The 23317-nt window shown below is 40.6% G+C and carries 19 protein-coding genes; 18 read left to right on the forward strand and 1 reads right to left on the reverse strand.

What is annotated here, in order from left to right:
* Positions 1-22: 22 nt before the first annotated feature.
* Genes H8S37_RS02140 through H8S37_RS02175 form a run of 8 tightly spaced genes read left to right on the forward strand, consistent with a single transcriptional unit; the run spans position 23 to position 8584 of the window.
* Positions 23-1525 carry a sugar ABC transporter ATP-binding protein gene (locus H8S37_RS02140; protein WP_186874406.1) on the forward strand — a complete coding sequence of 501 codons (1503 nt, stop codon included), beginning with the start codon at positions 23-25 and terminating at the stop codon, positions 1523-1525.
* A gap of 5 nt (positions 1526-1530) precedes the next feature.
* Positions 1531-2475: an ABC transporter permease gene (locus tag H8S37_RS02145; protein WP_186874407.1), complete on the forward strand. Its 945-nt coding sequence runs from the start codon at positions 1531-1533 to the stop codon at positions 2473-2475.
* 1 nt (position 2476) lies between these two features.
* Complete coding sequence (locus H8S37_RS02150; RefSeq protein ID WP_186874408.1) at positions 2477-3430, forward strand: ABC transporter permease; 954 nt, start codon at positions 2477-2479, stop codon at positions 3428-3430.
* 30 nt (positions 3431-3460) lie between these two features.
* A complete protein-coding gene (locus tag H8S37_RS02155) occupies positions 3461-4438 on the forward strand; it encodes a phosphotriesterase family protein (protein ID WP_186874409.1) in 978 nt (325 codons plus the stop codon).
* Between the two features lie 3 nt (positions 4439-4441).
* Positions 4442-5170, forward strand: a complete 729-nt coding sequence (locus H8S37_RS02160) for a creatininase family protein (protein WP_186874410.1) — start codon at positions 4442-4444, stop codon at positions 5168-5170.
* A gap of 1 nt (position 5171) precedes the next feature.
* On the forward strand, positions 5172-6665 hold the full coding sequence (locus tag H8S37_RS02165) for a xylulokinase (RefSeq protein WP_186874411.1): 1494 nt from the start codon (positions 5172-5174) through the stop codon (positions 6663-6665).
* Positions 6662-7810 carry a M20 family metallopeptidase gene (locus H8S37_RS02170; RefSeq protein WP_186874412.1) on the forward strand — a complete coding sequence of 383 codons (1149 nt, stop codon included), beginning with the start codon at positions 6662-6664 and terminating at the stop codon, positions 7808-7810. The genes H8S37_RS02165 and H8S37_RS02170 overlap by 4 nt, the downstream gene beginning before the upstream one ends.
* A gap of 30 nt (positions 7811-7840) precedes the next feature.
* Positions 7841-8584 (forward strand): MBL fold metallo-hydrolase, encoded by a 744-nt coding sequence (locus H8S37_RS02175; RefSeq protein ID WP_186874413.1) that lies wholly within the window; start codon positions 7841-7843, stop codon positions 8582-8584.
* A 631-nt stretch (positions 8585-9215) separates the two neighbouring features.
* Here H8S37_RS02175 and abc-f read toward each other — a convergent pair.
* The gene (gene abc-f, locus H8S37_RS02180) at positions 9216-11141 is read right to left on the reverse strand and encodes a ribosomal protection-like ABC-F family protein (RefSeq protein WP_186874414.1); all 1926 of its coding nucleotides are present in this window, start codon (positions 11139-11141) and stop codon (positions 9216-9218) included.
* A gap of 141 nt (positions 11142-11282) precedes the next feature.
* Here abc-f and H8S37_RS02185 point away from each other — a divergent pair, with 141 nt between their 5' ends.
* From H8S37_RS02185 to H8S37_RS02230, 10 genes are all read left to right on the forward strand, one after another.
* On the forward strand, positions 11283-11927 hold the full coding sequence (locus H8S37_RS02185) for a redox-sensing transcriptional repressor Rex (RefSeq protein ID WP_186874415.1): 645 nt from the start codon (positions 11283-11285) through the stop codon (positions 11925-11927).
* A 115-nt stretch (positions 11928-12042) separates the two neighbouring features.
* On the forward strand, positions 12043-13542 hold the full coding sequence (locus H8S37_RS02190) for an NAD(P)H-hydrate dehydratase (protein WP_186875739.1): 1500 nt from the start codon (positions 12043-12045) through the stop codon (positions 13540-13542).
* 2 nt (positions 13543-13544) lie between these two features.
* Positions 13545-14711, forward strand: a complete 1167-nt coding sequence (alr, locus tag H8S37_RS02195) for an alanine racemase (protein ID WP_186874416.1) — start codon at positions 13545-13547, stop codon at positions 14709-14711.
* A gap of 136 nt (positions 14712-14847) precedes the next feature.
* A complete protein-coding gene (locus H8S37_RS02200; RefSeq protein ID WP_186874417.1) occupies positions 14848-15195 on the forward strand; it encodes a type II toxin-antitoxin system PemK/MazF family toxin in 348 nt (115 codons plus the stop codon).
* Between the two features lie 118 nt (positions 15196-15313).
* The gene (locus H8S37_RS02205; RefSeq protein ID WP_186874418.1) at positions 15314-16045 is read left to right on the forward strand and encodes a YebC/PmpR family DNA-binding transcriptional regulator; all 732 of its coding nucleotides are present in this window, start codon (positions 15314-15316) and stop codon (positions 16043-16045) included.
* Between the two features lie 12 nt (positions 16046-16057).
* The gene (locus H8S37_RS02210; RefSeq protein WP_186874419.1) at positions 16058-16810 is read left to right on the forward strand and encodes a CFI-box-CTERM domain-containing protein; all 753 of its coding nucleotides are present in this window, start codon (positions 16058-16060) and stop codon (positions 16808-16810) included.
* 24 nt (positions 16811-16834) lie between these two features.
* The gene (locus H8S37_RS02215) at positions 16835-18109 is read left to right on the forward strand and encodes an O-acetylhomoserine aminocarboxypropyltransferase/cysteine synthase family protein (protein ID WP_186874420.1); all 1275 of its coding nucleotides are present in this window, start codon (positions 16835-16837) and stop codon (positions 18107-18109) included.
* A gap of 160 nt (positions 18110-18269) precedes the next feature.
* Positions 18270-19007: a ClpP family protease gene (locus H8S37_RS02220; protein ID WP_186874421.1), complete on the forward strand. Its 738-nt coding sequence runs from the start codon at positions 18270-18272 to the stop codon at positions 19005-19007.
* A 68-nt stretch (positions 19008-19075) separates the two neighbouring features.
* On the forward strand, positions 19076-21601 hold the full coding sequence (locus H8S37_RS02225; protein WP_186874422.1) for an FtsK/SpoIIIE family DNA translocase: 2526 nt from the start codon (positions 19076-19078) through the stop codon (positions 21599-21601).
* 37 nt (positions 21602-21638) lie between these two features.
* A complete protein-coding gene (locus H8S37_RS02230) occupies positions 21639-23309 on the forward strand; it encodes a formate--tetrahydrofolate ligase (RefSeq protein WP_186874423.1) in 1671 nt (556 codons plus the stop codon).
* Positions 23310-23317: the final 8 nt, after the last annotated feature.

The following is a 23317-nucleotide window of genomic DNA, read 5'->3' on the forward strand; positions in this document are numbered from 1 at the left end:
TTTCTAATTGGAGGGAACATGTGTGGAGACAAAGAATAAGATTTTAACAGGGAAAAATTTATCAAAAGAATTTAATGGAAATGTCGTTCTAGAAGATGTATCTATTGAATGTATAGAAGGAACGGCAATTGCTATTGTAGGGGAAAATGGAGCAGGAAAGTCTACATTGATGAATATTATTAGCGGAGGTTTAAGTCCTTCAAAAGGAAAAATTGAAATGGATGGAAAGGAAGTGGTATTTAGAAACTCTGTAGCAGCAAGAAAAAAAGGGATTGCTTTTGCGCATCAGGAGTTAAGCCTGATGGCAGAAATGACAGTTGGGGAAAACATTATGTTAGGGCGCGAGCCCATGAAAGGACCGTTTATTGAGCAAAAAAAACTACATGAGCAGGCAAAAGAAATTCTAGATGAGATAGGATACCAAATTGATGTCAACAGGTTAGTATCTAATCTTTCCCCTTCAGAATGTCAGATAACAGAAATAGCAAAGGCATGGGCATCAAAGCCAAGAATATTGATTTTAGATGAACCGACATCTAGTTTAAATAAAGAGGAATCAGAAGTATTGTTTCGATTTATAAGAAAAATCCTGGAAAAAAATGTATGTGTTATTTTAATTAGCCACCGTATGGATGATATTTATCAAACATGTACACAGGTATTTGTTTTGAAAGATGGGAAATTTGTTTTTGAAAGCCCGTTAAAAGATACGACAGAAAATATGTTAATAAGCAAAATGGTTGGACGGGATTTTAAAAACGTATATCCAGAACGTAGACAAAAAAAGAGTGAGAAAATTAAAGTATCTATTAGAAATGGAGAAGTGAATTCCCGCATCCAAAAAATTAATATAGATATTCCTGAAGGAACTGTTGTAGGAATAGGCGGATTGGAAGGACAAGGGCAACGTGAATTAAGTAAAGCTTTATTTGGATTGTCACCTTTTACAAAGGGAGATTATATGATTGATGGGAAAAAGGTAAAAATACATTCTCCATCCGAGGCAATAAAATACAAGATTGCGTATGTGCCGGAAGATCGCAAAACAGAAGGGTTATGTCTTTCACTTTCTGTAAGAGAAAATATATTAGCTATGATATTAGGTAAAAATGCTAAGTTTGGATTTATCAATAAAAAAATGGAAAAACAAGAAACAGAAGAAGGAATCCGGCAATTTGGGATAAAGGTAAATCATACAGGAATGAAAGTATCTCATTTATCAGGTGGAAACCAGCAAAAAGTAGTATTTTCCAAATGGATAAAAACAAAACCTGAAATTTTATATTTAAATGAACCAACAAGAGGGGTAGATGTTCAAAGCAAATTGGAAATTTATGAATTGATTAGGGATTTAACAAAGACTGGAGTCAGTGTTGTCATTTTTACGAGTGACATGCTGGAATTAATTGGATTATCAGATGAAATTTATATTATGTACGAAGGTAAAATTTCAGGACATATCAGTGGAAAAGAAGCTACAGAAGAAAGAATTATGCAATTTAGTGCAAAAGAAGGAGGAAATTAGAAATTATGACAGGTTCAATAAGGAAACAGATAAAACAAGCTTTCCCTGCTCTGGTTATTGTATTACTTATGATCATAGTTGCAGCATTGGTTTCTCCTTCTTTTCGAAACGCATATAATCTACGGAATATTGCGGCACAGGTGGCAGTTTTAGCAGTGGTAGCTATAGCGCAGTGCTGTGTACTATTTATCGGCGGGATCGATATGTCTGTAAGCAGTATTATTTCTATCAGTACGATCATGATGGCTTTATACAGCGCTGAAACTGTATATGGAATAATTATTAGCATTTTTTTTGCAGTTGGGATTGGTGCTTTAACAGGAGCTGTGAACGGAATTGGAGTAGTAAAATTTCAGATTCCGGCTATGATTATCACTATTTCCACACAGGCATTTTTAAAAGGTTTATGTTTAATTCTTATGCCAAGCAGTGGTGGCAGAGTAAATCCTAATTTTACAGCTTTTATGAAGACACGAATTGGAATTTTAAATATAGCTGTTATTCTGGCGATTTTGCTTTATGTCATTTCTTTTTTAGTTCTACATTATACGCGGTTTGGACGTAATGTTTACGCAATTGGAAATGGAGAGAAATATGCAGAGCAATCAGGGATTAAAGTTAAAAAGAATATTGTTATTGTGTATATTTTATCAGGAATGATAGCAGCAGTTGCAGGAGTCCTTCTTTCAGCAAGAATTTCAACAGGAAATCCACTCGTAGGTGATAGCTATGCTATGGATTCTGTTACAGCAGCAGTCGTTGGCGGTGTCTCAATGAATGGAGGTATTGGAAGCGTAATAGGTGCATTATTTGGGGCGATTATTTTGACATTGGTAAATAATATTATGAATAATATAGGAATATCGCCTTATTATCAGTATATTGCAAAGGGATTGATTCTTGTATTGTCGCTTATGATTTTTCAAATAAAGAGAAAGGAGAGAAGGTAATATGAGGGCTATAAAAGGAAAATATAAGTATTCCAGTTTCCCTTTTGGAGCATACTTACTTTTAGTTGTTATTATTTTTGTGTTTTTATTATCTACAAATGGTACTGTATCTCCGGTACATTTACTGAATATTGCACGTTCAGCGGCTCCGTTGGGAATTGTAGCAATTGGACAGACAATAGCACTGTTAGTTGGAGGGTTGGATCTTTCGGTAGGGACAACTATTTCTATGGTCAATCTTGTTTGTGCATCAATTATGAATGGAAGTAACGGAAAAATAGGACCGGCAGTAATTATATCGTTGCTTCTATGCAGCTTGATAGGGCTTGTAAATGGAGTGATTATCACGAAGTTTAAAATGCAACCCTTTTTAGTTACTCTTGCAATGTCAATTATTATAGAAGGCGCTTATTACATTTATACGCAGGGAATTCCAAGTGGGAATGTTGCTAGTTCCTTTAGATATATTGCAGAAGGATGGGTAGGGAAAATTCCAGTTGCAATTATCGTATGGGGAATTATATGGGTTATACTGTCTGTAATATTACGTAAAACAATATATGGAAGAAAACTGTATTACACGGGAGCGAATCCAGTTATGGCACGAATGTCCGGTTATCATGCAGATGCGATTGTAATTTTGGCATATGTGATGACCTCTGTTCTTGCAGGAATTGCAGGATTAGTATTAAGTGCCTATATCGGTGTCGCGTCAATGGGAATAGGAACCGAGTATACATTAAATTCAATTGCAGCATCTGTGATAGGAGGAACGGCATTTATAGGTGGAATTGGAACTTTAGAAGGAACATTTCCAGGGGTTATGATTATTGTAATTTTGCAAAGCTTGATGACAATTTTGGGTATATCGGATGCGGGAGAGTATTTAAGCCAAGGGCTAGTTATAGCGGTTATGGTGGCGATAAATCAGTGGCAATTAAAGAGGAATCAATAGAGTTTAGAAATAAAAAAGGAGTGTTAAAATATGAGTTTTGTAAGATTAATGACAGGGGACATCAAACCAGAACAAATGGGGTTTACATATTCCCACGAACATATTGTTTGCCGTCCAGGACATTGGATGGAAAGAGGCGATATGGATCTGATATTAGACGACGTACATAAAGGAGAAGAAGAGGTTTTGGCAGCGAAAAAGTGTGGAGTAGATACAATCGTAGATGCCACCGCAATTGATTATGGACGGGATCCCCAGGCGGTTTACGATATTTCTGTAAGTACAGGAATGCAGATAATAGGGACAGCGGGCTTTAATAAAGGCTTTTTGTGGGATGCAAAAATGCCAGGGAGAGACTGTACGTATAATGATTGGATAGAGAAAAGCAGTGAAAAGGAATTAACCGATTTTGTTATTAAAGAAGTTACAGAAGGAATGCAGGGAACAAAGATAAAAGGAGGGCAGGTAAAATTCGGAACAGGCTATAATAGTATTTCTCCGTTAGAAATAAAAACTATCAGAGCAGTATGCCGTGCACATCTTGCAACTGGAGCACCGATTCATTCACACACAGAAGCAGGCACTATGGCATTGGAGCAAATGCAGTATTTGAAAGAAGAAGGAGTCAACTTGCACCATGTAAGCTTTGGGCATATGGATCGAAATCCAGATAGCTATATGCATTTGAAGGTGGCAGATACAGGAGCCTTTTTGTGTTTCGACGGTATCGCTAAAGTGAAATATAATCCAGAGTCAATACGGATTCAATGCATTCTGGAATTGGTAAAACGTGGTTATCAAAGACAAATACTGGTCAGTGGCGATACTGCCAGAAGAAGTTATTATCATAGTTATAGTTACGCGGTCGGCCTTCCGTATATTAAAAAAACATGGGTTCCAAGACTGATAGAAGAAGCAGAAAACAGAGGGATAAATGGAGAAAAACTGATAGAAGACATTTTTATTAATAATCCAAAAGAATGCTTTACATTTAAGAAGGTGAACTAATATATGAATTATTATGAGTTAAATCAGGAACAGGCAAAGAACTATTTATCAAGAAAAAATATGGTAGCTATTTTACCAATAGGGGCAATTGAAGTACATGGAGACCACCTTCCCTTAGATACAGACTGCCGTTTAGCGATGGGGGTTGCAAAGAAATTAGAAGAACGGCTAGGGATAGAAAATTGTGCGATTCTTCCATGTATACCATACGGACAAGTATGGTCATTAAGAGATGTACCGGGAAGTATACACATACCAGATGAAATTTTGAGTGCCTATCTTTATGAAATTGCAAAGAGTCTTGAACGGGCCGGTGTAAAGCAGATGGTTGTGATTAATTCTCATATGGGAAACGGAAATGCAATCAAAACAATGGCAAGGAGAGCATACGAAAGCTTGCATATAAAAGTATATTATTTTACTTATCCGCGAGCAGAAAAGGTGATTCAGCAGGTATGTACTTCCCAGCGTCCTCACAAAGTACTTTTTCACGCAGATGAGATAGAAACCTCTTATATGCTGTATTTAGCTCCTGAAGCAGTAGATATGGGAAAAGCTATTTCACAAGATATTGAATTCCCTGAAGATTATGAATATACATCAATAAGGTGGAGTGAATTTATGGAAAAAGCAGTATTGGGGGATGCTGCAGCAGCTAGTGCAGAAAAAGGAAAAAGGATTATTGATGAGGTAATAGAAGAAATTGTAGCAGTGATAAAAGGAGCATCATAAAATGGCATATATATTGGCGGTTGATCTAGGCTCTACACAGATGAAGCTAATGATTATGGACGAAAAGGCAAATATAATAATGACAGTGTCCGAAGCATACCCAAGTTTTGTAAAACATACTGGATGGCTGGAACAAAATCCAGAGGATTGGGAAAAAGCATTAAAAACTGGAATTCATCGACTAAAGCAAAAATTAGATCTAGATAAGGTCGAAGTGATTTCTTTTTCAGGGCATATGAGTGGAATTGTACTTTTATCAGAACAAGGCATAGTATTAGGCCCTTGTATTATGCTATCTGACAGTAGAAGCCAACATCAAAGCGAAGTCCTTATGGAAACAATTGGTGAAATGGTGAAAGAAAGGACAGGAAATCCAATAAATAATGCATTTTCTTTGCCAAAGCTTTTATGGTTAAAAGAAGAAACGCCAGAAGTATATAAAAAAATAAAGGCATGGTTGTCCCCAAAGGACTATGTCAGATACTGCCTGACAGGTGTGATTGCGACGGAGTATACCGATGCGTACAATTCTTTATGCGTCAATCAGAAAACATTGGATTGGGACGAGGATATAATAAAAGAAAGCACATTACGCAGAAGTAGTTTTCCATTTTTATGTAGTCCTTCAGATATTGTGGGAAAAGTTACGAAAGTAGCCGCGGAGAAATACGGATTGAAACAAGGAATTCCAGTGGTGGCTGGCGGTGCAGACATGGCATGTGCTGTTTTGGGAAGCGGGCTTTCAAAAGTAGGAGATACAGCACTTACGTTGGGAACATGTGCTACATTTTTTACACTTATATCACAAATAGACAGTAGCTGTTATGGACAAGTAACCTTTCATCCGCTTATCTCAAAAGGGAAAATGTATGCTTTGGGTTCTCATATCAATGGTGGAGCAGGAGCAAATTGGATTTCTTCCATATTGTCGGAAAAAGGAGCAATCGACTATAAAATGATTGCAGAGTTGTCTGAAAAAGCAATGTCAGTGCCGGCAGGAAGTAATGGAATGTTGACACTCCCCTTTTTAAATGGAAGTGGTTCGCCCTATTTTTGCCCGTCGGACAAACAACATATATTTGGGATGAAAATAAATACAACGCGGGAGGAAATCTTTCGCAGCCAGTTGGAAGGAATTTCCTATAATCTTCGCCAGACTTTACTCGTTTTTCAGAAAATGACTAAAATTGAAAAGCTTATGATGGGTGGAGGAGGAACACATATTTCTATATGGCCGATGATTATTAGGGATGTATTCGGAATACCTATTGAATTATTTGATAATCCGGATGTTTCAACAATTGGTGCCGCGCTGATTGGAGGAGAGGCTGTTGGTTTCTTTGCATCACCAGAACAGACGGCAAAAGAAAGGCTTGAAATAATAGAAACACAACTTCCAAATGAGGAAAACTATAGGAAGTATCAGAAACTATATTTAAAATATCTGATGTATTATGAAATGATGCATAGCTTAGACTTAAAGGAGCAACTATGAACAAGGAGCTTGTATTTAAAATATTAGAAGAATTGATAAAAATAGATACTACAAATCCACCTGGAAATGAAAAAAATGCAGTAGAATATTTGCAGCAGCTATTTTTAGAATATGATATTTATACAGAAGTACAAAATTTGGGTAATAACAGGGCGAACTTGATTGCTTCTTATGGAGTAGCTGAACCGGAAATTATTTTTTGTGGGCATTTGGACGTAGTCCCGTCAACAGAGGAATGGACATATCCTCCATTTCAAGCAACATGGCAGGGAACCCGATTATATGGAAGAGGCACAACGGATATGAAAGGTGCAGTTGCAGCTATGAGTGCTATATTGATAAAGCTTGCAAAGGATAAGATTCAACTAGATGGAAAAGTGACCCTTGTTTTTGTTGCAGATGAGGAGTTTAGTAATCTGGGCATGAGAAATTTTTTGCAAAAGAAGAGAACAGCATATATGGCAGTGATAGGAGAACCTACAGAGTTGCAATTAGCAGTTGCGCATAGAGGGGTATTAAGAGATTATATAGATATTATAGCGCGGCCATATCATGCTGCACTTCCAGAAAGAGAATCTAATGCGGTGAATAACGCTGCGGAGGCAATGCTTTCTCTTTTCAGGTTAAATGAGACATTAAAATCATATCACCATGAAATACTTCCGCCACCTAGTATTGCAGTTACTAAAATAGAGGGATATGAAAATGATAATATTGTTCCAGGAAATGTTCGGCTGCTGACAGATTTTCGAATCCTTCCAGGAATGAATTTTGAAGAATGTAGAAAATTAGAAGAATCCATACTTAAAAATGTAGGAAAATATGAAATAACAAAACATTTTTTCATGCCTGGCGGAGAGATAGACCTTCAGCATGAAGTAGTAAAAAGATGTTGCCAGATTGGAGAAAAAGTTTTACATCGGAAGCAAAGACCAGTTGCATTTGATGCTTCTTGTGAACAATGCTTTTTGGTAGAACATGGAATACCAACCGTAATATGTGGGCCTGGAAGCTTAAATCAAGCACACATCGTCGACGAGTATATAGAAAAAGAACAAGTGCTACTATCTGAAGAATATTATATGAATATAGTAAAGGAATTTTTAATTGGAGCTGAAAATGAAACAATTGAAGGATCGGAATAGACATTTTTGAAAAATGTATGAGGAGAAAAGATGCAAATACATGAAAGAATATATATCGTTGGTTCTGGTGTCACAGGAATAGGAATATCACATGAGTCAGATTGTACAGTATACATGGTGGATGGAGGAGGGGAATATGCTTTAATTGATACAGGAATTGGAATAGATTCAAACCGTATTTTACAGAATATTGATAAGGAAGGGATAGATATAAAAAAGATTTCAGCCATTTTATTGACACATGGCCATGGAGATCATTCCGGTGGGGCAGTTGCGTTGAGTCAAGCGTGCCATGCAAAAGTATATGCATTGGAAGAAACAGCAAATTACGTTTCGAGTGGAGATGTGGATAGTATTTCTATAAAAGAAGCAATTCAAGCCGGTGTGTTTGGAAAAGATTATATCTACCAAGCGTGTCCTGTAACTCCTCTTTTAGATAAGGAACATTTTATAATTGGGGACATTACATTACAAATACATCGAACAGAAGGACATTGTAGCGGACATGGTTGCTATGAAATGAATTTTAAAAATAAGAAAATTTTGTTTTCCGGAGATGCTATTTTCAACTATGGTATGATTTCTATGCAGTCTATATGGGACTGTGATTTACAAAAATATATTGAAACATGCAAAAAATTAGCGTATATACATCCTGATATTCTTCTTCCCTCCCATGGCACTTTTTTACTGGAAAAGGGATATACATATATTGATAAAGCTATGGAAACAATTCATACACTTGGAATCCCGAAAAACTTAATAAATATATAATATAAAGTTAATTGACGAAAGAATGGTACGCAAAAAGAGAAGGCAGTGCAACGCAGGTCAGGGCTCCACTGTGGTAAATCCGATTGAATGTTTGTAACAGTGAAGAAGCATATCGTCCATTGGAACTCCATGCTTCCCACTTAACAAACAGAACAATCTGTATCTACCACGCTCCGCTTAAAATTCCCTGCTTATGCACTGCCTTCTCTTTCTGCTTACGTTCTTCCCCAATTAAATTCACAATTTCAGACAGAACAGAACCGGCTTCACGTTGTTATAGCCCTCCAATTAGAAGTATCTATACTACTTCCGATTGGAAATGCATAGCAGCGTGAAGCCGATTTTTTCCGTTACGAATTATAAACTTAAGCTGGCGAAAGTGTAAGCGAGGGAGGGCGTGTGTTACAAAAGTGAGGAATTTCGGCGAAGCCCTGACGAACGATGTAAAGCGCCTCTTTCACACGTCCCTTTTGCGAATTTCCGCAGTGCCAGCTCAATTCCGCGTACGCTCCATTTCGCTATCGGCAGTCGCCGAATGAAAAGAAGCAGACAAACTTCTGTTTACATGCAAGCATGACACAGAGTTTGCCTGTTCTTTTCGCACTGCTTGTTGCTTCGTTAAATTTATAATTTATTCAGCTAAGGTTTCCCATTGTTCATATAGTTCTTCTAATTTACAATCGTTGCTGTGTCTTTCTTCGGAGAGTTCCTGGCAGCGAACGGAATTGGAGTATACTTCTTCCTGCGTCATTAGTTGATCGATTACCTGGTTTCGTTCTTCTAGAAGAGTGATTTGTTCTTCTGTCTTTTTTAAGGCATTTTTACGTTTCCGTTCTTTTGCCTGCAATTCTTTTTGTTCCTGCCAGCTTAACTTTGCATCGGAGGCAGGGACAGTAGTTGACGCAGTGTCTGTGGGTAAAACGGCAGAAGAAGGGGCATATGCTGCGGTCAGTTCCTCTTTTTTTTCAAGATAATAATCATAATTTCCGATATAGTTTACAAATGTTTGATTTACAAGCTCTAAAATTCTGTTTGCGGTCTGATTGATAAAATAACGATCATGAGAAACATAGAGTACAGTGCCTGTATATTCGTTGAGAGCATGTTCCAGTATTTCCTTGGAAGTAATATCTAAATGGTTGGTCGGCTCATCAAGAATAAGAAAATTTGCCTCTGACAGCATAAGCTTTGCCAGAGAAACACGTCCCTTTTCCCCGCCGGATAACTTTCCGATGAGCTGAAAGACTTCATCTCCCGTAAATTGGAAGGCTGCGAGCGTGTTTCTTATTTGTGTATTGTTTAATGTCGGATAATCATCGGATATTTCATCAAATATTGTTTTGTCATCATGCAGGACATGATGCTCCTGGTCGTAATATCCGATTTTTACTTTAGAACCAAGTGTGAAAGAACCAGCATCAGCCGAGATTACCTGGTTTAGTATTTTTAAAAGGGTTGTCTTTCCTGTGCCATTGCCGCCGATGACAGCAATATGTTCACCGCGTTTGATTTCAAAGCTGACATCTTTAAAAAGTATCTTTGAATCAAATCCTTTGGAAAGCTGTTCTACAGTCAGTACATCATTGCCGCTGATGAAAGAAGGCTCTAATGTAAGATGCATTTCTGACACAGTTTCGGAAGGTTTTTCAACAGGAGATATTTTTTCCAGCATTTTTTCACGGCTTTCAGCACGTTTAATAGATTTTTCCCGATTAAAGGAACGGAGCTTTTCTATAACGGCCTGTTGGTGTTTTATTTCTCTTTGCTGGTTTAAATATTCTTTTAGCTGCGCATCGCGGATTTGCTGCTTTTTCTCTGCGTAAGCTTTATAGTTTCCCGAATACATGCGTATATGCCCCTGTTCGATCTCAACAACCTTTGTCACAACCCGGTTTAAGAAGAAGCGGTCATGGGAGACAATAAATACAGCACCTGTATAATTTAAAAGATATGTTTCAAGCCAGGAAATAGAGTGTAAATCCAGGTGGTTGGTGGGCTCATCCAGCAGTAAAATATCCGGCTGTGTAAGTAAGAGCTTTCCGAGAGAAACACGCGTTTTCTGTCCTCCGGAGAGAGTGTCTGTCCGTTTGGAAAAATCAGATTCCTGAAATCCAAGGCCTTTAAGAACTCCGGTAATTTCACTTTCATAGGCATATCCATTCATAGCTTCAAATGTGGATACCAGGCGGTTATAGGTTTCCAACCGTTCTTTTAATGCCTCTTTGCTTAGATTTTTTAATTCCAGCTCAATGGAACGAATTTGCTGTTCCATCTCTATAAGCTGGGATTTCGCTGTCTTTAATTCTTCATAAATAGTATTTCCTAAGGAGAGATTCTGATGCTGTGCAAGATACCCGATTGTTTTTCCCTTTGCAAGAATTACTTCTCCGCCATCGGACGGTTCTTCCCCCATGATCATCTTAAAAATAGTGGATTTGCCGGCACCGTTGATACCGACAAGGGCTGCCTTTTCCCTGTCTTCTATATGAAAAGAGCCATCCTGTACAATCAGATGTTCTCCGAATGATTTGTTGATATTATGACATGCGAGTATCATGGAAATCCTCCTGAACGATTTGATAAGTCTGTGCATACGTAATCAATTATATCGGAAAACAAAGAAAATACAACTATAATTTGACATCATATTGACATTTTTATATAATAGGGCGTAGATAAAGTTTGGAGGGCGATGACTGTGGAAGAAAGAGGAATATCCCGTGCAGTGATTGGACGACTGCCAAGATATTACAGATATTTAGGAGAATTGCTGGAAGCGGGAGTAGAAAGAATCTCTTCAAGTGATTTGAGTAAGAAGATGCGTGTGACGGCGTCGCAGATAAGACAAGATTTAAATAACTTTGGAGGGTTTGGACAACAGGGATACGGCTATAACGTAAAATATCTTTATACAGAGATAGGAAAGATACTAGGGCTCAACAGAGAGCATCCGATTATTATTATAGGAGCAGGAAACTTAGGACAGGCGCTTGCGAATTATGCTTCTTTTGAAAAAAGTGGATTTACTTTGAAAGGTCTTTTTGATGTGAATCCTCGTTTGGAAGGGGTTTCTATTCGTGGAATTCCGGTTCGAATGATGGATGATCTAGAAGAATTTCTTCAGAAAAATGAGATCGAAATTGCAATTTTAACATTGCCTAAGTCTAAAGCAATTGAAGTGGCAGAGCTGGTAATTGAGAATGGCATTCGGGCAATCTGGAATTTTGCGCATACAGATTTAAATCTTCCGGAAGATGTAATTGTGGAAAACGTACATCTTTCAGACAGTCTGATGAAGCTTTCTTATAATATCAGCCGTTATAATGAAGAGCATCAGAAATAACAGTGCCGGTACCGGCAGAGACGTGTAATCAGGATTTCCTTTTTACACGTTCTTTCATTTTTATGAGCAGGGAAGCTTGAAGCTGAAATATTTTCAAGAAAGAGAGGAAAAATTTATGCGGTATCTTCCAGATGGGATGTGGATGCAGAAGGCAGATACACATACCATAGAAAATATTGGGATTCCATCGATGGTACTGATGGAGCGCGCGGCATTAAAGACGGTAGAGATTATGGAAAGGGAGCAAATAAACCTGCACAAGGCATTGATTGTATGCGGCAGCGGAAATAACGGTGGAGATGGCTTTGCGATAGCGCGGCTTTTAATGGAAAAAGGCTATACTCCTACCGTTGTATTTGCAGGAAAGGAGCAGTCGTTAAGTGCACAATGCCGCTTGCAAAAAGAAATTATTGAAAAGCTGGGAATTGTGCCATGCACAGAAATTTTACCGGATGAATATACTGTTGTAATAGACGCGCTTTTTGGCGTGGGGTTAAGCAGAGAGATACAAGGGCATTATGCAGAAATAATAGAACAGATGAATCAGATACAGGCAGAAAAGGTTGCTGTTGATATTCCCTCGGGTATTCATGCAGGTAATGGCCGCGTGATGGGAACGGCATTTCGGGCAGAACTGACGGTTACATTTGCGTGTGAGAAGCTTGGGTGTGTCTTATATCCGGGGAAAAATTATGCGGGAAAAGTAATTTCGGCAGAAATTGGAATCTGTACAGAAATTTTTAAGGAAGCTTCTTCTGTGTGTTTTGCGTATGAACGGGACGATCTCTATAAGAACCTTCCGAAACGAAAAGCAGATTCTCATAAAGGAACCTATGGGAAAGTTCTTATGATTGCAGGAAGTAAAGGAATGGCAGGAGCAGCGTATCTGGCGGCAAAAGCTGCTTATACTGCGGGCGCTGGTCTGGTGCAGATTTATACTGCCCAGGACAACCAGGTGATCTTGCAGCAGCTTTTGCCGGAGGCGATTATTGAGGTCTATAGAGAGTATGATAAAGAACAGTTGGATCGACTATTAGAATGGGCAGATATTGTGTGTATCGGCTGTGGTATAGGACAGAGCAAAACAGCTTCCTCCATTTTGACAGAGACATTAAAGCAAGTGAAGGTTCCCTGTATCATTGATGCAGACGGGTTGAATCTGTTAAGCCGTCATATGGAACTTTTAAAGGACAGAAAAGGGGCGTGGATACTCACACCGCATATGAAAGAGATGTCGCGTCTTACAGGACGCAGTATAGAAGAGTGGAAAGAAAATCGTCTGGAAGGACTTGTTGCTTTTACACAGAAATATCCTGTAGTATGTGCGCTCAAAGACAGCAGAACGGTTGTGTCTGCCGAAGGAAAACAACTGTTTGTAAACACAGCGGGAAGCAGTGCGATGGCAAAAGCCGGCTCCGGTGATGTGCTTGCAGGGACGATCACTGGACTAACTGCCCAGGGGCTGTCCCCTTATGAGGGATGTATTCTGGGGGTATATCTTCACGCCTGCGGAGGAGAGGAAGCAGCAAAAGAAAAAGGGGAATACAGTGTGCTGGCAGAAGATTTGATATGCGGTATACAAAGATGCCTGAAAAATGTGAAGGAGAGAGAATAATTATGAAATCATACAGCAGAGTATGTGCAGATATAAATTTGGATGCAGTTGCCTGCAATATGGAGCAGATGAAAAACAGAATCGGTCAGGAAGCCAGACTTGTGGCAGTTTTAAAGACAGACGGATATGGACATGGAGCAATTCCCATTGCGGAAATGCTAGAGGGGACAGAGTATGTATGGGGATATGCGACCGCATCATTAGAGGAAGCAGTTCTTTTGAAAAAGGAAGGGATAAGGAAACCAGTATTGGTTTTAGGCTGCGTTTTCCCAGAGCAATATGAGGAAATGATTCGCAACGAAATTCGGGCTGCAGTATATACAGAAGAAAGTGCGGCGGCAATGGCAAGGATGGCAGTGGAAATGGGAAAAACAGCCTATTTTCATATAAAAATAGATACCGGTATGGGGCGGATTGGTTTTCCAGTCTGCAAAGAAAGCGTAGAACAGATTGCATGTATCAGCTCTTATGAGAATGTCTGTCTGGAAGGAATGTTTACTCATTTTGCGAAAGCAGATGAGACAGATAAAACATATACGTTGGAACAGCACGAGAAATTTCAGTGGATGAAGCATAAAATGGAAGAAAAACAAATTCACATACAGTATTATGACTGTGACAATAGTGCAGGAATCATTGATTTGCCTGCTATGCGGCATGATTTGGCAAGAGCAGGCATTGCCATGTATGGCCTGTACCCTTCAAAAGAAGTAAAAAAAGAAACAGTAAAATTAAAACCGGCGCTTGAGCTTGTAAGTCATGTCATCTATGTAAAGGAAGTGGAGAAAGGGACTTCTATCAGTTACGGCGGTACCTTTACAGCACAAAAGAAAATGAAAGTCGCCACAATTCCAGTAGGATATGGAGACGGGTATCCGCGTGCTCTTTCCAATAAAGGGGAAGTACTGATACATGGGAAAAGGGCAAAGATTCTTGGGCGTATTTGTATGGATCAGTTTATGGTAGATGTGACAGATATTCAGGATGTTTCTTTCATGGACAGAGTGGTTCTGGTTGGAAAGGATGGAAAAGAAGAAATTACAGTTGAAGAGCTCAGTGATTTAAGCGGCAGATTTCCCTATGAGTTTGTGTGCTGCTTGGGGAAAAGAATTCCGAGAAATTATTGGAGGGGCGGCAAACTGATACGGCAGTCAGACTCCTTTTCGTAAATAGTTCCCTCTTTCATTGAATACCTCCGAAAAAAATGGAAATACTCAGAAAATAAAGGCAGATGCAAAGGGCAGACATGTCTGTCCGGCAGTGGTGCCATGTATGACAAAGTAAAAAATCGGAGCGTGGAAAAAATTGATTATTAGAAGAGGGGATATATATTATGCGGATTTAAGCCCGGTGATTGGGTCAGAACAGGGCGGGATCCGTCCGGTATTAATCATACAGAATAATGTGGGAAACCGGCATAGCCCGACGGTTATTTGTGCGGCTATTACCTCCAGGATGAATAAGGCGAAGCTTCCCACACATATAGAGATCAGCACGAAAGACTACCAAATCGTAAAGAATTCCGTTATCTTGCTGGAACAGATTCGGACGATTGACAAGCAGCGGCTCAAGGAGTTTGTCTGCCATATTGATACCGGCATGATGCGAAAAGTAGATGAGGCAATCCGGATCAGTCTAGAGCTTCCTACATAGAACGCTTTACAGAATGGGAAAAGAGTGCTAAAATTGTATGGCGTGATAAAAGGCATATTTGAGGCCTTATAATTTTAGAAAGTAATACAGGAAGATAGAAGAGGAGATTGAAAAAGAGATGTCAGGACATTCTAAATTTGCGAATATCAAACATAAGAAAGAAAAAAATGATGCCGCAAAGGGGAAAATTTTTACTAAAATCGGAAGAGAGCTGGCGGTTGCGGTAAAGGAGGGCGGCGGTCCAGATCCTGCGAACAACAGCAGGCTGCGCGACGTGATTGCCAAAGCAAAATCAAACAATATGCCGAATGACACAATTGAGAGAAATATTAAAAAAGCGGCTGGCGAAGGCTCTGCCGACAATTATGAACATATTACATATGAAGGGTACGGTCCAAATGGAACAGCAATCATTGTAAAGACATTGACGGATAATAAAAACCGGACAGCGTCCAATGTGAGGAATGCGTTCACAAAAGGAAACGGAAATGTCGGGACGCCGGGGTGTGTTTCTTTTATGTTTGATGAAAAGGGGCAGATCTTCGTGGCAAAAGAAGACTGCAAAATGGACTCGGATGAGTTGATGATGATGGCTCTGGACGCAGGCGCGGAGGATTTTATAGAAGAAGAGGACAGCTACGAAATTTTGACGGCTCCTGAAGACTTTAGTGAGGTGCGTTTGAAGCTGGAGGAAGCGGGCATTGCAATGGCAGACGCAGAAGTGACCATGATACCCCAGACCTATGTAGAGCTTACGAATGAGGAAGATATAAAAAATATCCAGAAGACTTTAGACTTGCTGGAAGAAGATGATGATGTCCAGGATGTGTATCATAACTGGAATGAATAACAAGGAGGAGCTATGATTCAGGACACTCTTAAGAATGATATGATCGATTTATATAAGAAAACGTTCGATTATAAGTTCCAGAAAAAAACATATGAATCCGATATCAATGAATTAAAAGATACATATGCCGGACTACTGAAAGATGTGGCATCTGCATGTGAAGGCACAGAGGAGGACATGACAGAAGTAGCTTCCTGTGTACCAGAGTATGTGGCAGAGCAGCTTGCAAAGATGCCAAATAAAAGGAAACGGGAGATTGCTGCGTTAGATTACAATATGAATATGGTTTCCTATTTTGTGCCCTTGATGGGAGAAGCGCCGTCACTGATGGCAAAAGAGATGACACAAAAAATGGTGGAAATCTGGAATGAAAAGATGCCGGAGTTTAAAATTGGACATTCTACAGTCTCCGGCATACAAGGCGGCTTTAAGAAAGGGATTTTCTGCTATATAACTACAGCAGTGTGCCAAAGCCTCGACAGACCGGATGACTGTTATGAATTGACTACACTTAGAGAATACAGAGACCAGTATCTTCTTGCAACCAAAGAGGGGGAAGAGATTGTGAAGGAATATTACAACATTGCCCCTACTATTGTAAAAAGAATAGACAAGGAACCAAAAGCGGCAGAGATTTACAGAAATATATGGGAAGTGTACTTAAGCCCTTGCATTCATTTGATTGAAGAAAATAAAAAAGAAGAATGTAAAGCACTATATACAGACATGGTCAGGAAGCTGGAAGAAAAATATTTATATTCATAAGAAAAGACAGGTGAAGGAGAGAAGATGAGTAACTATAAAATAGAAACAAAATGCATACAGTCCGGTTATGAACCAGGAAACGGAGAACCTAGAATTCTTCCGATTTACCAGAGCACGACATTTCGCTATACAAGCAGTGAGCAGATGGGACGCCTTTTTGATTTGGAAGAGACAGGGTATTTCTATACAAGACTGCAAAATCCTACCAATGATGCGGTAGCCGCCAAAATCTGTGATTTGGAGGGCGGAGCAGCGGCGATGCTGACTTCTTCCGGCCAGGCAGCTAACTTTTATGCAGTTATGAATATCGCCGGCGCAGGAGATCATATTGTCTGTGCATCTGCGCTTTATGGGGGTACTTATAATCTTTACGCGCATACAATCCGTAAAATGGGCGTAGAGGCGACCTTTGTAGATCCGGATTGTACAGAAGAAGAGTTAAACGCCGCATTTCAAGAGAACACAAAAGCTGTATTCGGCGAGACAATCGCTAATCCGGCTCTGGTTGTGCTGGATTTAGAAAAATTTGCAAAGGCAGCGCATGCGCATGGTGTTCCATTTATTGTAGATAACACATTTGCCACTCCGATTAACTGCCGCCCTATAGAGTGGGGAGCAGATATTGTGACGCACTCCACCACAAAATATATGGACGGGCATGCGGCATGTGTCGGCGGAGCAATCATAGACAGCGGAAATTTTGACTGGGAAGCACAGAAAGAAAAATTTCCCGGCCTTACAACACCGGATGAGACATACCACGGAATTGTATATACACAAAAATTTGGAAAAGGCGCATATATTACGAAAGCCACAGCGCAGCTGATGAGAGACTTGGGCTCTATTCAAGCGCCTCAGAACGCGTTCCTTTTGAATATCGGATTGGAGACGCTTCATTTAAGAGTCGCGCGTCACTGTGAGAACGCCCAAAAAGCAGCTAAGTTTCTTCAAGGGCATGAAAAAGTAGCATGGGTCTGCTGTCCGTCACTGCCGGGTGACAAGTACTACGACCTGGCGCAAAAATATATGCCGGACGGTACATGCGGTGTTCTTACCTTTGGATTAAAGGGCGGAAGAGAGGCTGCGGTTGAAATGATGGACAAACTAAAAATGATTGCGATCGTGACACATGTGGCAGATGCCAGAAGCTGTGTGCTTCATCCGGCAAGCCACACACACCGTCAGATGAATGAGCAAGAATTGAAGGAAGCAGGAGTGCAGCCTGATTTGATTCGATTCAGTGTAGGGATTGAGAATATTGATGACATAATTGCCGATTTAGAGCAGGCACTTAAGTAAATTTAAAATGGTATGGATGTATACAATTTACATTCATACCATTTTTATCGTATAGGAAACTTTATGAAAAGCAGAATAAATCCTGTAGGATATCCAGATACTAAGAGTAGGTGCAGCTTAAGTAAAAGCAATGTGCAAAAACAACAGGAGGATATCAAACATGGAAAAAGAACAGTGGGAAGCTGGACAGGCAGAAGATAGGAAAGAGAAAGAAAAAGAGGAAAATGAGGCAATAAAGGAAATGGGAGCGCTGAAGCTTACAGAAAGCCAGGGAAAGCATAAAATACAGCTTTTGACGATTATAGGAGAGATTGAAGGACATGAAGCGGTTTCCGGCAACACGAAGGCTACGAAATATGAACACCTTTTGCCCAGGCTGGCGCAGGCGGAGGAGGATGAGACAGATGGGATCCTGATCTTACTTAATACTCTGGGAGGGGATGTCGAAGCAGGCCTGGCTATCGCAGAAATGATTGCTTCTTTGAGCAAACCGACGGTATCTTTAGTACTCGGAGGAAGCCATTCTATCGGAGGGCCTCTTGCTGTATCGGCTGACTATTCTTTTATTGTGCCTACAGGGACAATGATCATACATCCGGTGCGTTCCACAGGCATGTTTATCGGTGTGATTCAGAGCTACCGCAACATGGAGAAAACCCAGGATAGAATTACACAATTTATAGCAGAACATTCGCATATTACTCAGGAACGCCTTTTAGAGCTTATGCTGGATTCTACACAGCTTGTAAAAGATGTGGGAACCATGCTGGAGGGAAAAGAGGCTGTGGAAGAGGGCTTAATTGATGAAGTCGGTGGGATCAGCCAGGCATTTGAGAAACTCCATGAGCTGATAGATAAAAGGCTGGAAAAGAGCAGAAAGGAAGATTGTAAAAAATAAATAATGACACAGTTTTTAAATAATGCTATACTAGATATAGTATGTTTATTTACCTAAGGGGGAGTTATATGGCTGCAAAGTCAACAAAAAGGAAAAAAAGCACAAAACGCAGACCAGGAAAAACACAAGAAAATACATCATTAAAAGAAGAAATTATGATTTTAGTTTCCCTGGCAGTCTGTATTTTGCTGGTAATCAGCAATTTTGGATTTGGAGGAATGGCAGGGGAGGCTGTTTCCTCTATTATGTTCGGATTGTTTGGGTATATGGCGTATGTGCTTCCATTCGCCCTGTTTGCCTGTATTGCCTTTGTTGTATTAAACAAGGGGAATACACGGGCGTACATAAAAGTGACAGCAGGAATTTTGCTGTTTATACTTATCGCAGCTTTTTTGGAGCTGGCTGTCAATAAATACCATGCAGATACCGCTCTGCTTGACTATTATCATCAGGCAGGAGCGCACAAAAATGCAGGAGGACTCACGGGCGGTGCCGTGATAAGCCTGCTCTGTCCGCTGATAGGTATAGCAGGCGCCTATGTTGTAATTGTTATTCTGGCAATCATCTGTATCATCCTGATTACGGAAAAATCGCTCTTAACACCGCTTGGAAACCAGGGAAAGAAAGCCTATGAAGGAGCGAAGAAAAAGCACGAGCATACGCAAGTGTTAAGACAGGAAAGAAAAGAAGCACGCAGTGCGCAAAGAGCAGCAAAGCGCAGTGACAAAAAAGTTTCCGGCGTGTCCTTTGCGACAACTTTAACAGACGAAAATATACAGGAGGAAAAGGAAGAAACGCTGGCAAGACAGAGAAAAGGAAAGAAAAAATCGCCGGAGCTTCAAGAGCTTTCGGCAGGACTGCCTGCCAAAGAAGATACAAACACGTTAGAAGCACCTTCCTTTTCATCAGAACCACATGAAGAATTTTACATTACTCGTGCAGAGTCTGTTCCTTCTGTAGACAAAGCAGAGGAAAGCGGCAGCTTATCTAACTCCTCAATAGAAGAAAATTTGCCGAAGATGTCCAGACAGAAAAAAACACAGCAGAGTGCTGCGCAGGTGCAGGAGCAGATGCAGAATGTAGCACAGTCTATTCAGGCACAGGAAGAAGAACCGACAAAGCATTATGCTATACCGCCGTTGAATTTGCTGAAAAAAGGGAAAAAAAGCAGTGGGGATTCCGATGCACATCTGCGTGCTACGGCTATGAAACTGGAGCAGACGTTCCAGAATTTTGGAGTCAGAGTGCATGTGACAAATGCAAGCTGCGGACCTTCTGTTACACGTTATGAGCTGCAGCCGGAACAGGGTGTGAAAGTGAGCAAGATCGTCGGGCTTGCCGATGACATTAAGTTAAATCTTGCAGTTGCAGATCTGCGTATTGAAGCGCCAATTCCAGGGAAAGCAGCGGTTGGAATTGAAGTCCCAAACAGTGAGAATACAGCAGTTATGCTAAGGGATCTGTTGGAGTCAGACGCATTTAAAACAAGTAAGTCGGGGCTTTCCTTCGCTGTAGGAAAAGATATTGCGGGAAAGGTAGTTGTGGCAGATATTGCGAAAATGCCGCATTTGCTTGTAGCAGGTGCAACAGGTTCTGGTAAATCCGTCTGTATCAATACACTGATAATGAGCATCATATATAAATCAAACCCAGAAGACGTAAAACTAATTATGGTAGACCCAAAAGTGGTAGAGCTGAGTGTTTATAATGGGATTCCTCATCTGCTGATTCCTGTTGTCACAGATCCGAAAAAAGCGGCAGGCGCTCTTAACTGGGCGGTAGCGGAGATGATGAAGAGGTACCAGCTTTTCGCAGAATATAACGTTCGTGACTTAAAAGGGTTCAATGAGAAAATTGAACAGATGGAGCCAGGCGAAGGGGTTCCAAAAACAATGCCGCAGATTGTTATTATTGTAGATGAGCTTGCGGATTTGATGATGGTAGCGCCAGGAGAAGTGGAAGGGGCAATCTGCCGGCTGGCACAGCTTGCCAGAGCAGCGGGACTGCATCTGATTCTTGCGACGCAGCGTCCTTCTGTCAATGTCATTACCGGACTGATTAAAGCGAATATGCCTTCGCGAATCGCATTTTCCGTATCTTCCGGTGTGGATTCCAGAACGATCATAGATATGAATGGGGCGGAAAAACTGCTTGGAAAAGGTGATATGCTGTTTTACCCTGCAGGTTATCCGAAGCCGGTACGTGTACAGGGATCTTTTGTGTCGGATAAAGAGGTACAGAAAGTCGTTGATTATCTTATCGAACAAAGCGGGAATGTTTCTTACAGCGAGGAAATAGAAGAACATGTAAACTTAAACGCTGCGGGGCAAGGGGAAGGAACGCCTGGACCAGGACAGGAGAGTGAAAATGACAGGGATACATATTTTGCAGAGGCAGGAAGACTGATTGTAGAAAAAGAAAAGGCTTCTATTGGTATGCTGCAAAGGATGTTTAAAATTGGATTTAACCGGGCAGCACGCATTATGGATCAACTTTGTGAAGCAGGTGTCGTAGGGCCGGAAGAAGGAACAAAGCCAAGAAAGGTTCTGATGTCAAAGGAAGAATTTGAACAGTTTATAGAGGAAAACCCGTAGGCTGATAAATATATAAAAATTCAGGAGGATAACACAAATGAAAACAGATATTCAGATCGCACAGGAAGCACAATTGAAGCCTGTCAAAGAGGTGGCAGAACAGAGTGGAATAGAAGAGGATGAGCTTGAATTTTACGGGAAATATAAGGCAAAACTGTCAGAGGAATTGTGGGAGAGAATCCAGGAAAGGCCGGATGGAAAGCTGGTGCTTGTAACCGCGATCAATCCGACGCCTGCCGGTGAGGGAAAGACAACAACAACAGTAGGGCTTGGACAAGCAATGGTAAAATTGGGAAAGAACGCTTTGATTGCACTGCGGGAACCTTCTTTGGGCCCTTGTTTTGGAATAAAGGGAGGGGCTGCCGGAGGAGGATATGCACAGGTAGTTCCTATGGAGGATTTAAACCTTCATTTTACAGGGGATTTCCACGCCATCACATCGGCAAATAATTTACTTGCGGCTATGCTGGACAACCATATTCAGCAGGGAAATGCACTCAAGATAGATCCCAGACAGATTGTCTGGAAACGCTGTCTGGATATGAATGATCGCGTATTGCGCAATATTGTAGTAGGGCTTGGAAATAAAATGGACGGTATGGTAAGAGAAGACCATTTCGTTATTACAGTCGCTTCTGAAATTATGGCGATTTTATGCCTGGCAGAAAATTTGCAGGATTTAAAAAAGCGTCTGGGAAGAATTATTGTGGCATATAATTTTGACGGAGAGCCTGTTACTGCGGAAGATTTACAGGCAACGGGAGCGATGACAGCGCTTTTAAAGGATGCAATAAAACCAAATCTTATACAGACATTAGAACATACGCCTGCTCTCGTACATGGCGGGCCTTTTGCCAATATTGCCCATGGATGCAACAGTGTGCGCGCAACGAGAATGGCTATGAAATTAAGTGATATTACAATTACAGAGGCGGGGTTCGGCGCGGACTTAGGGGCGGAGAAGTTTTTGGACATTAAATGCCGTATGGCAGGCCTGAAGCCGGATGCGGTCGTCTTAGTTGCAACGGTGAGGGCGTTAAAGTATAACGGGGGGATAAAAAAGGAAGAGCTGGCAAAAGAGAACCTGGAGGCTCTGGAAAAGGGGATTGTAAACTTAGAAAAACATATAGAAAATATGCAGAAATATGGTGTGCCTATTATTGTCACACTGAATTCCTTTGTTACAGATACAAAAGCAGAACATGAATTTGTCCGTAGATTTTGTGAAGAAAAGGGGTGTCAGTTCGCGTTGTCAGAAGTGTGGGAAAAAGGCGGAGAAGGCGGCATTGCACTGGCGGAAAAAGTGCTGGATACGTTAGAACACAAAGAAAGCAACTTCCATACACTTTATCCAGATGAAATGTCTCTGGAAGATAAAATTGAAACAATTGCAAAAGAGATTTACGGAGCAGCAAATGTGCTCTATGAGCCGGCAGCAAAAAAGCAGCTTGCGAAGATTGCTTCTTTGGGATTTGATACATTTCCTGTCTGTATGGCAAAGAATCAATATTCTTTATCAGATGATGCGAACAGACTTGGGCGCCCTGAAAATTTTGACCTCCATATCAGAGAGGTATACGTAAATGCAGGAGCAGGATTTGTCGTTGCTCTGACGGGTGCGATTATGACCATGCCGGGACTTCCGAAAGTGCCGGCAGCAAATGGAATTGATGTAACTGAAGACGGAAAAATCACAGGTTTGTTTTAAAAGGAGAG

Source organism: Mediterraneibacter hominis (genome assembly GCF_014287475.1).
GTDB classification, from domain to species: Bacteria; Bacillota; Clostridia; order Lachnospirales; family Lachnospiraceae; genus Mediterraneibacter; species Mediterraneibacter hominis.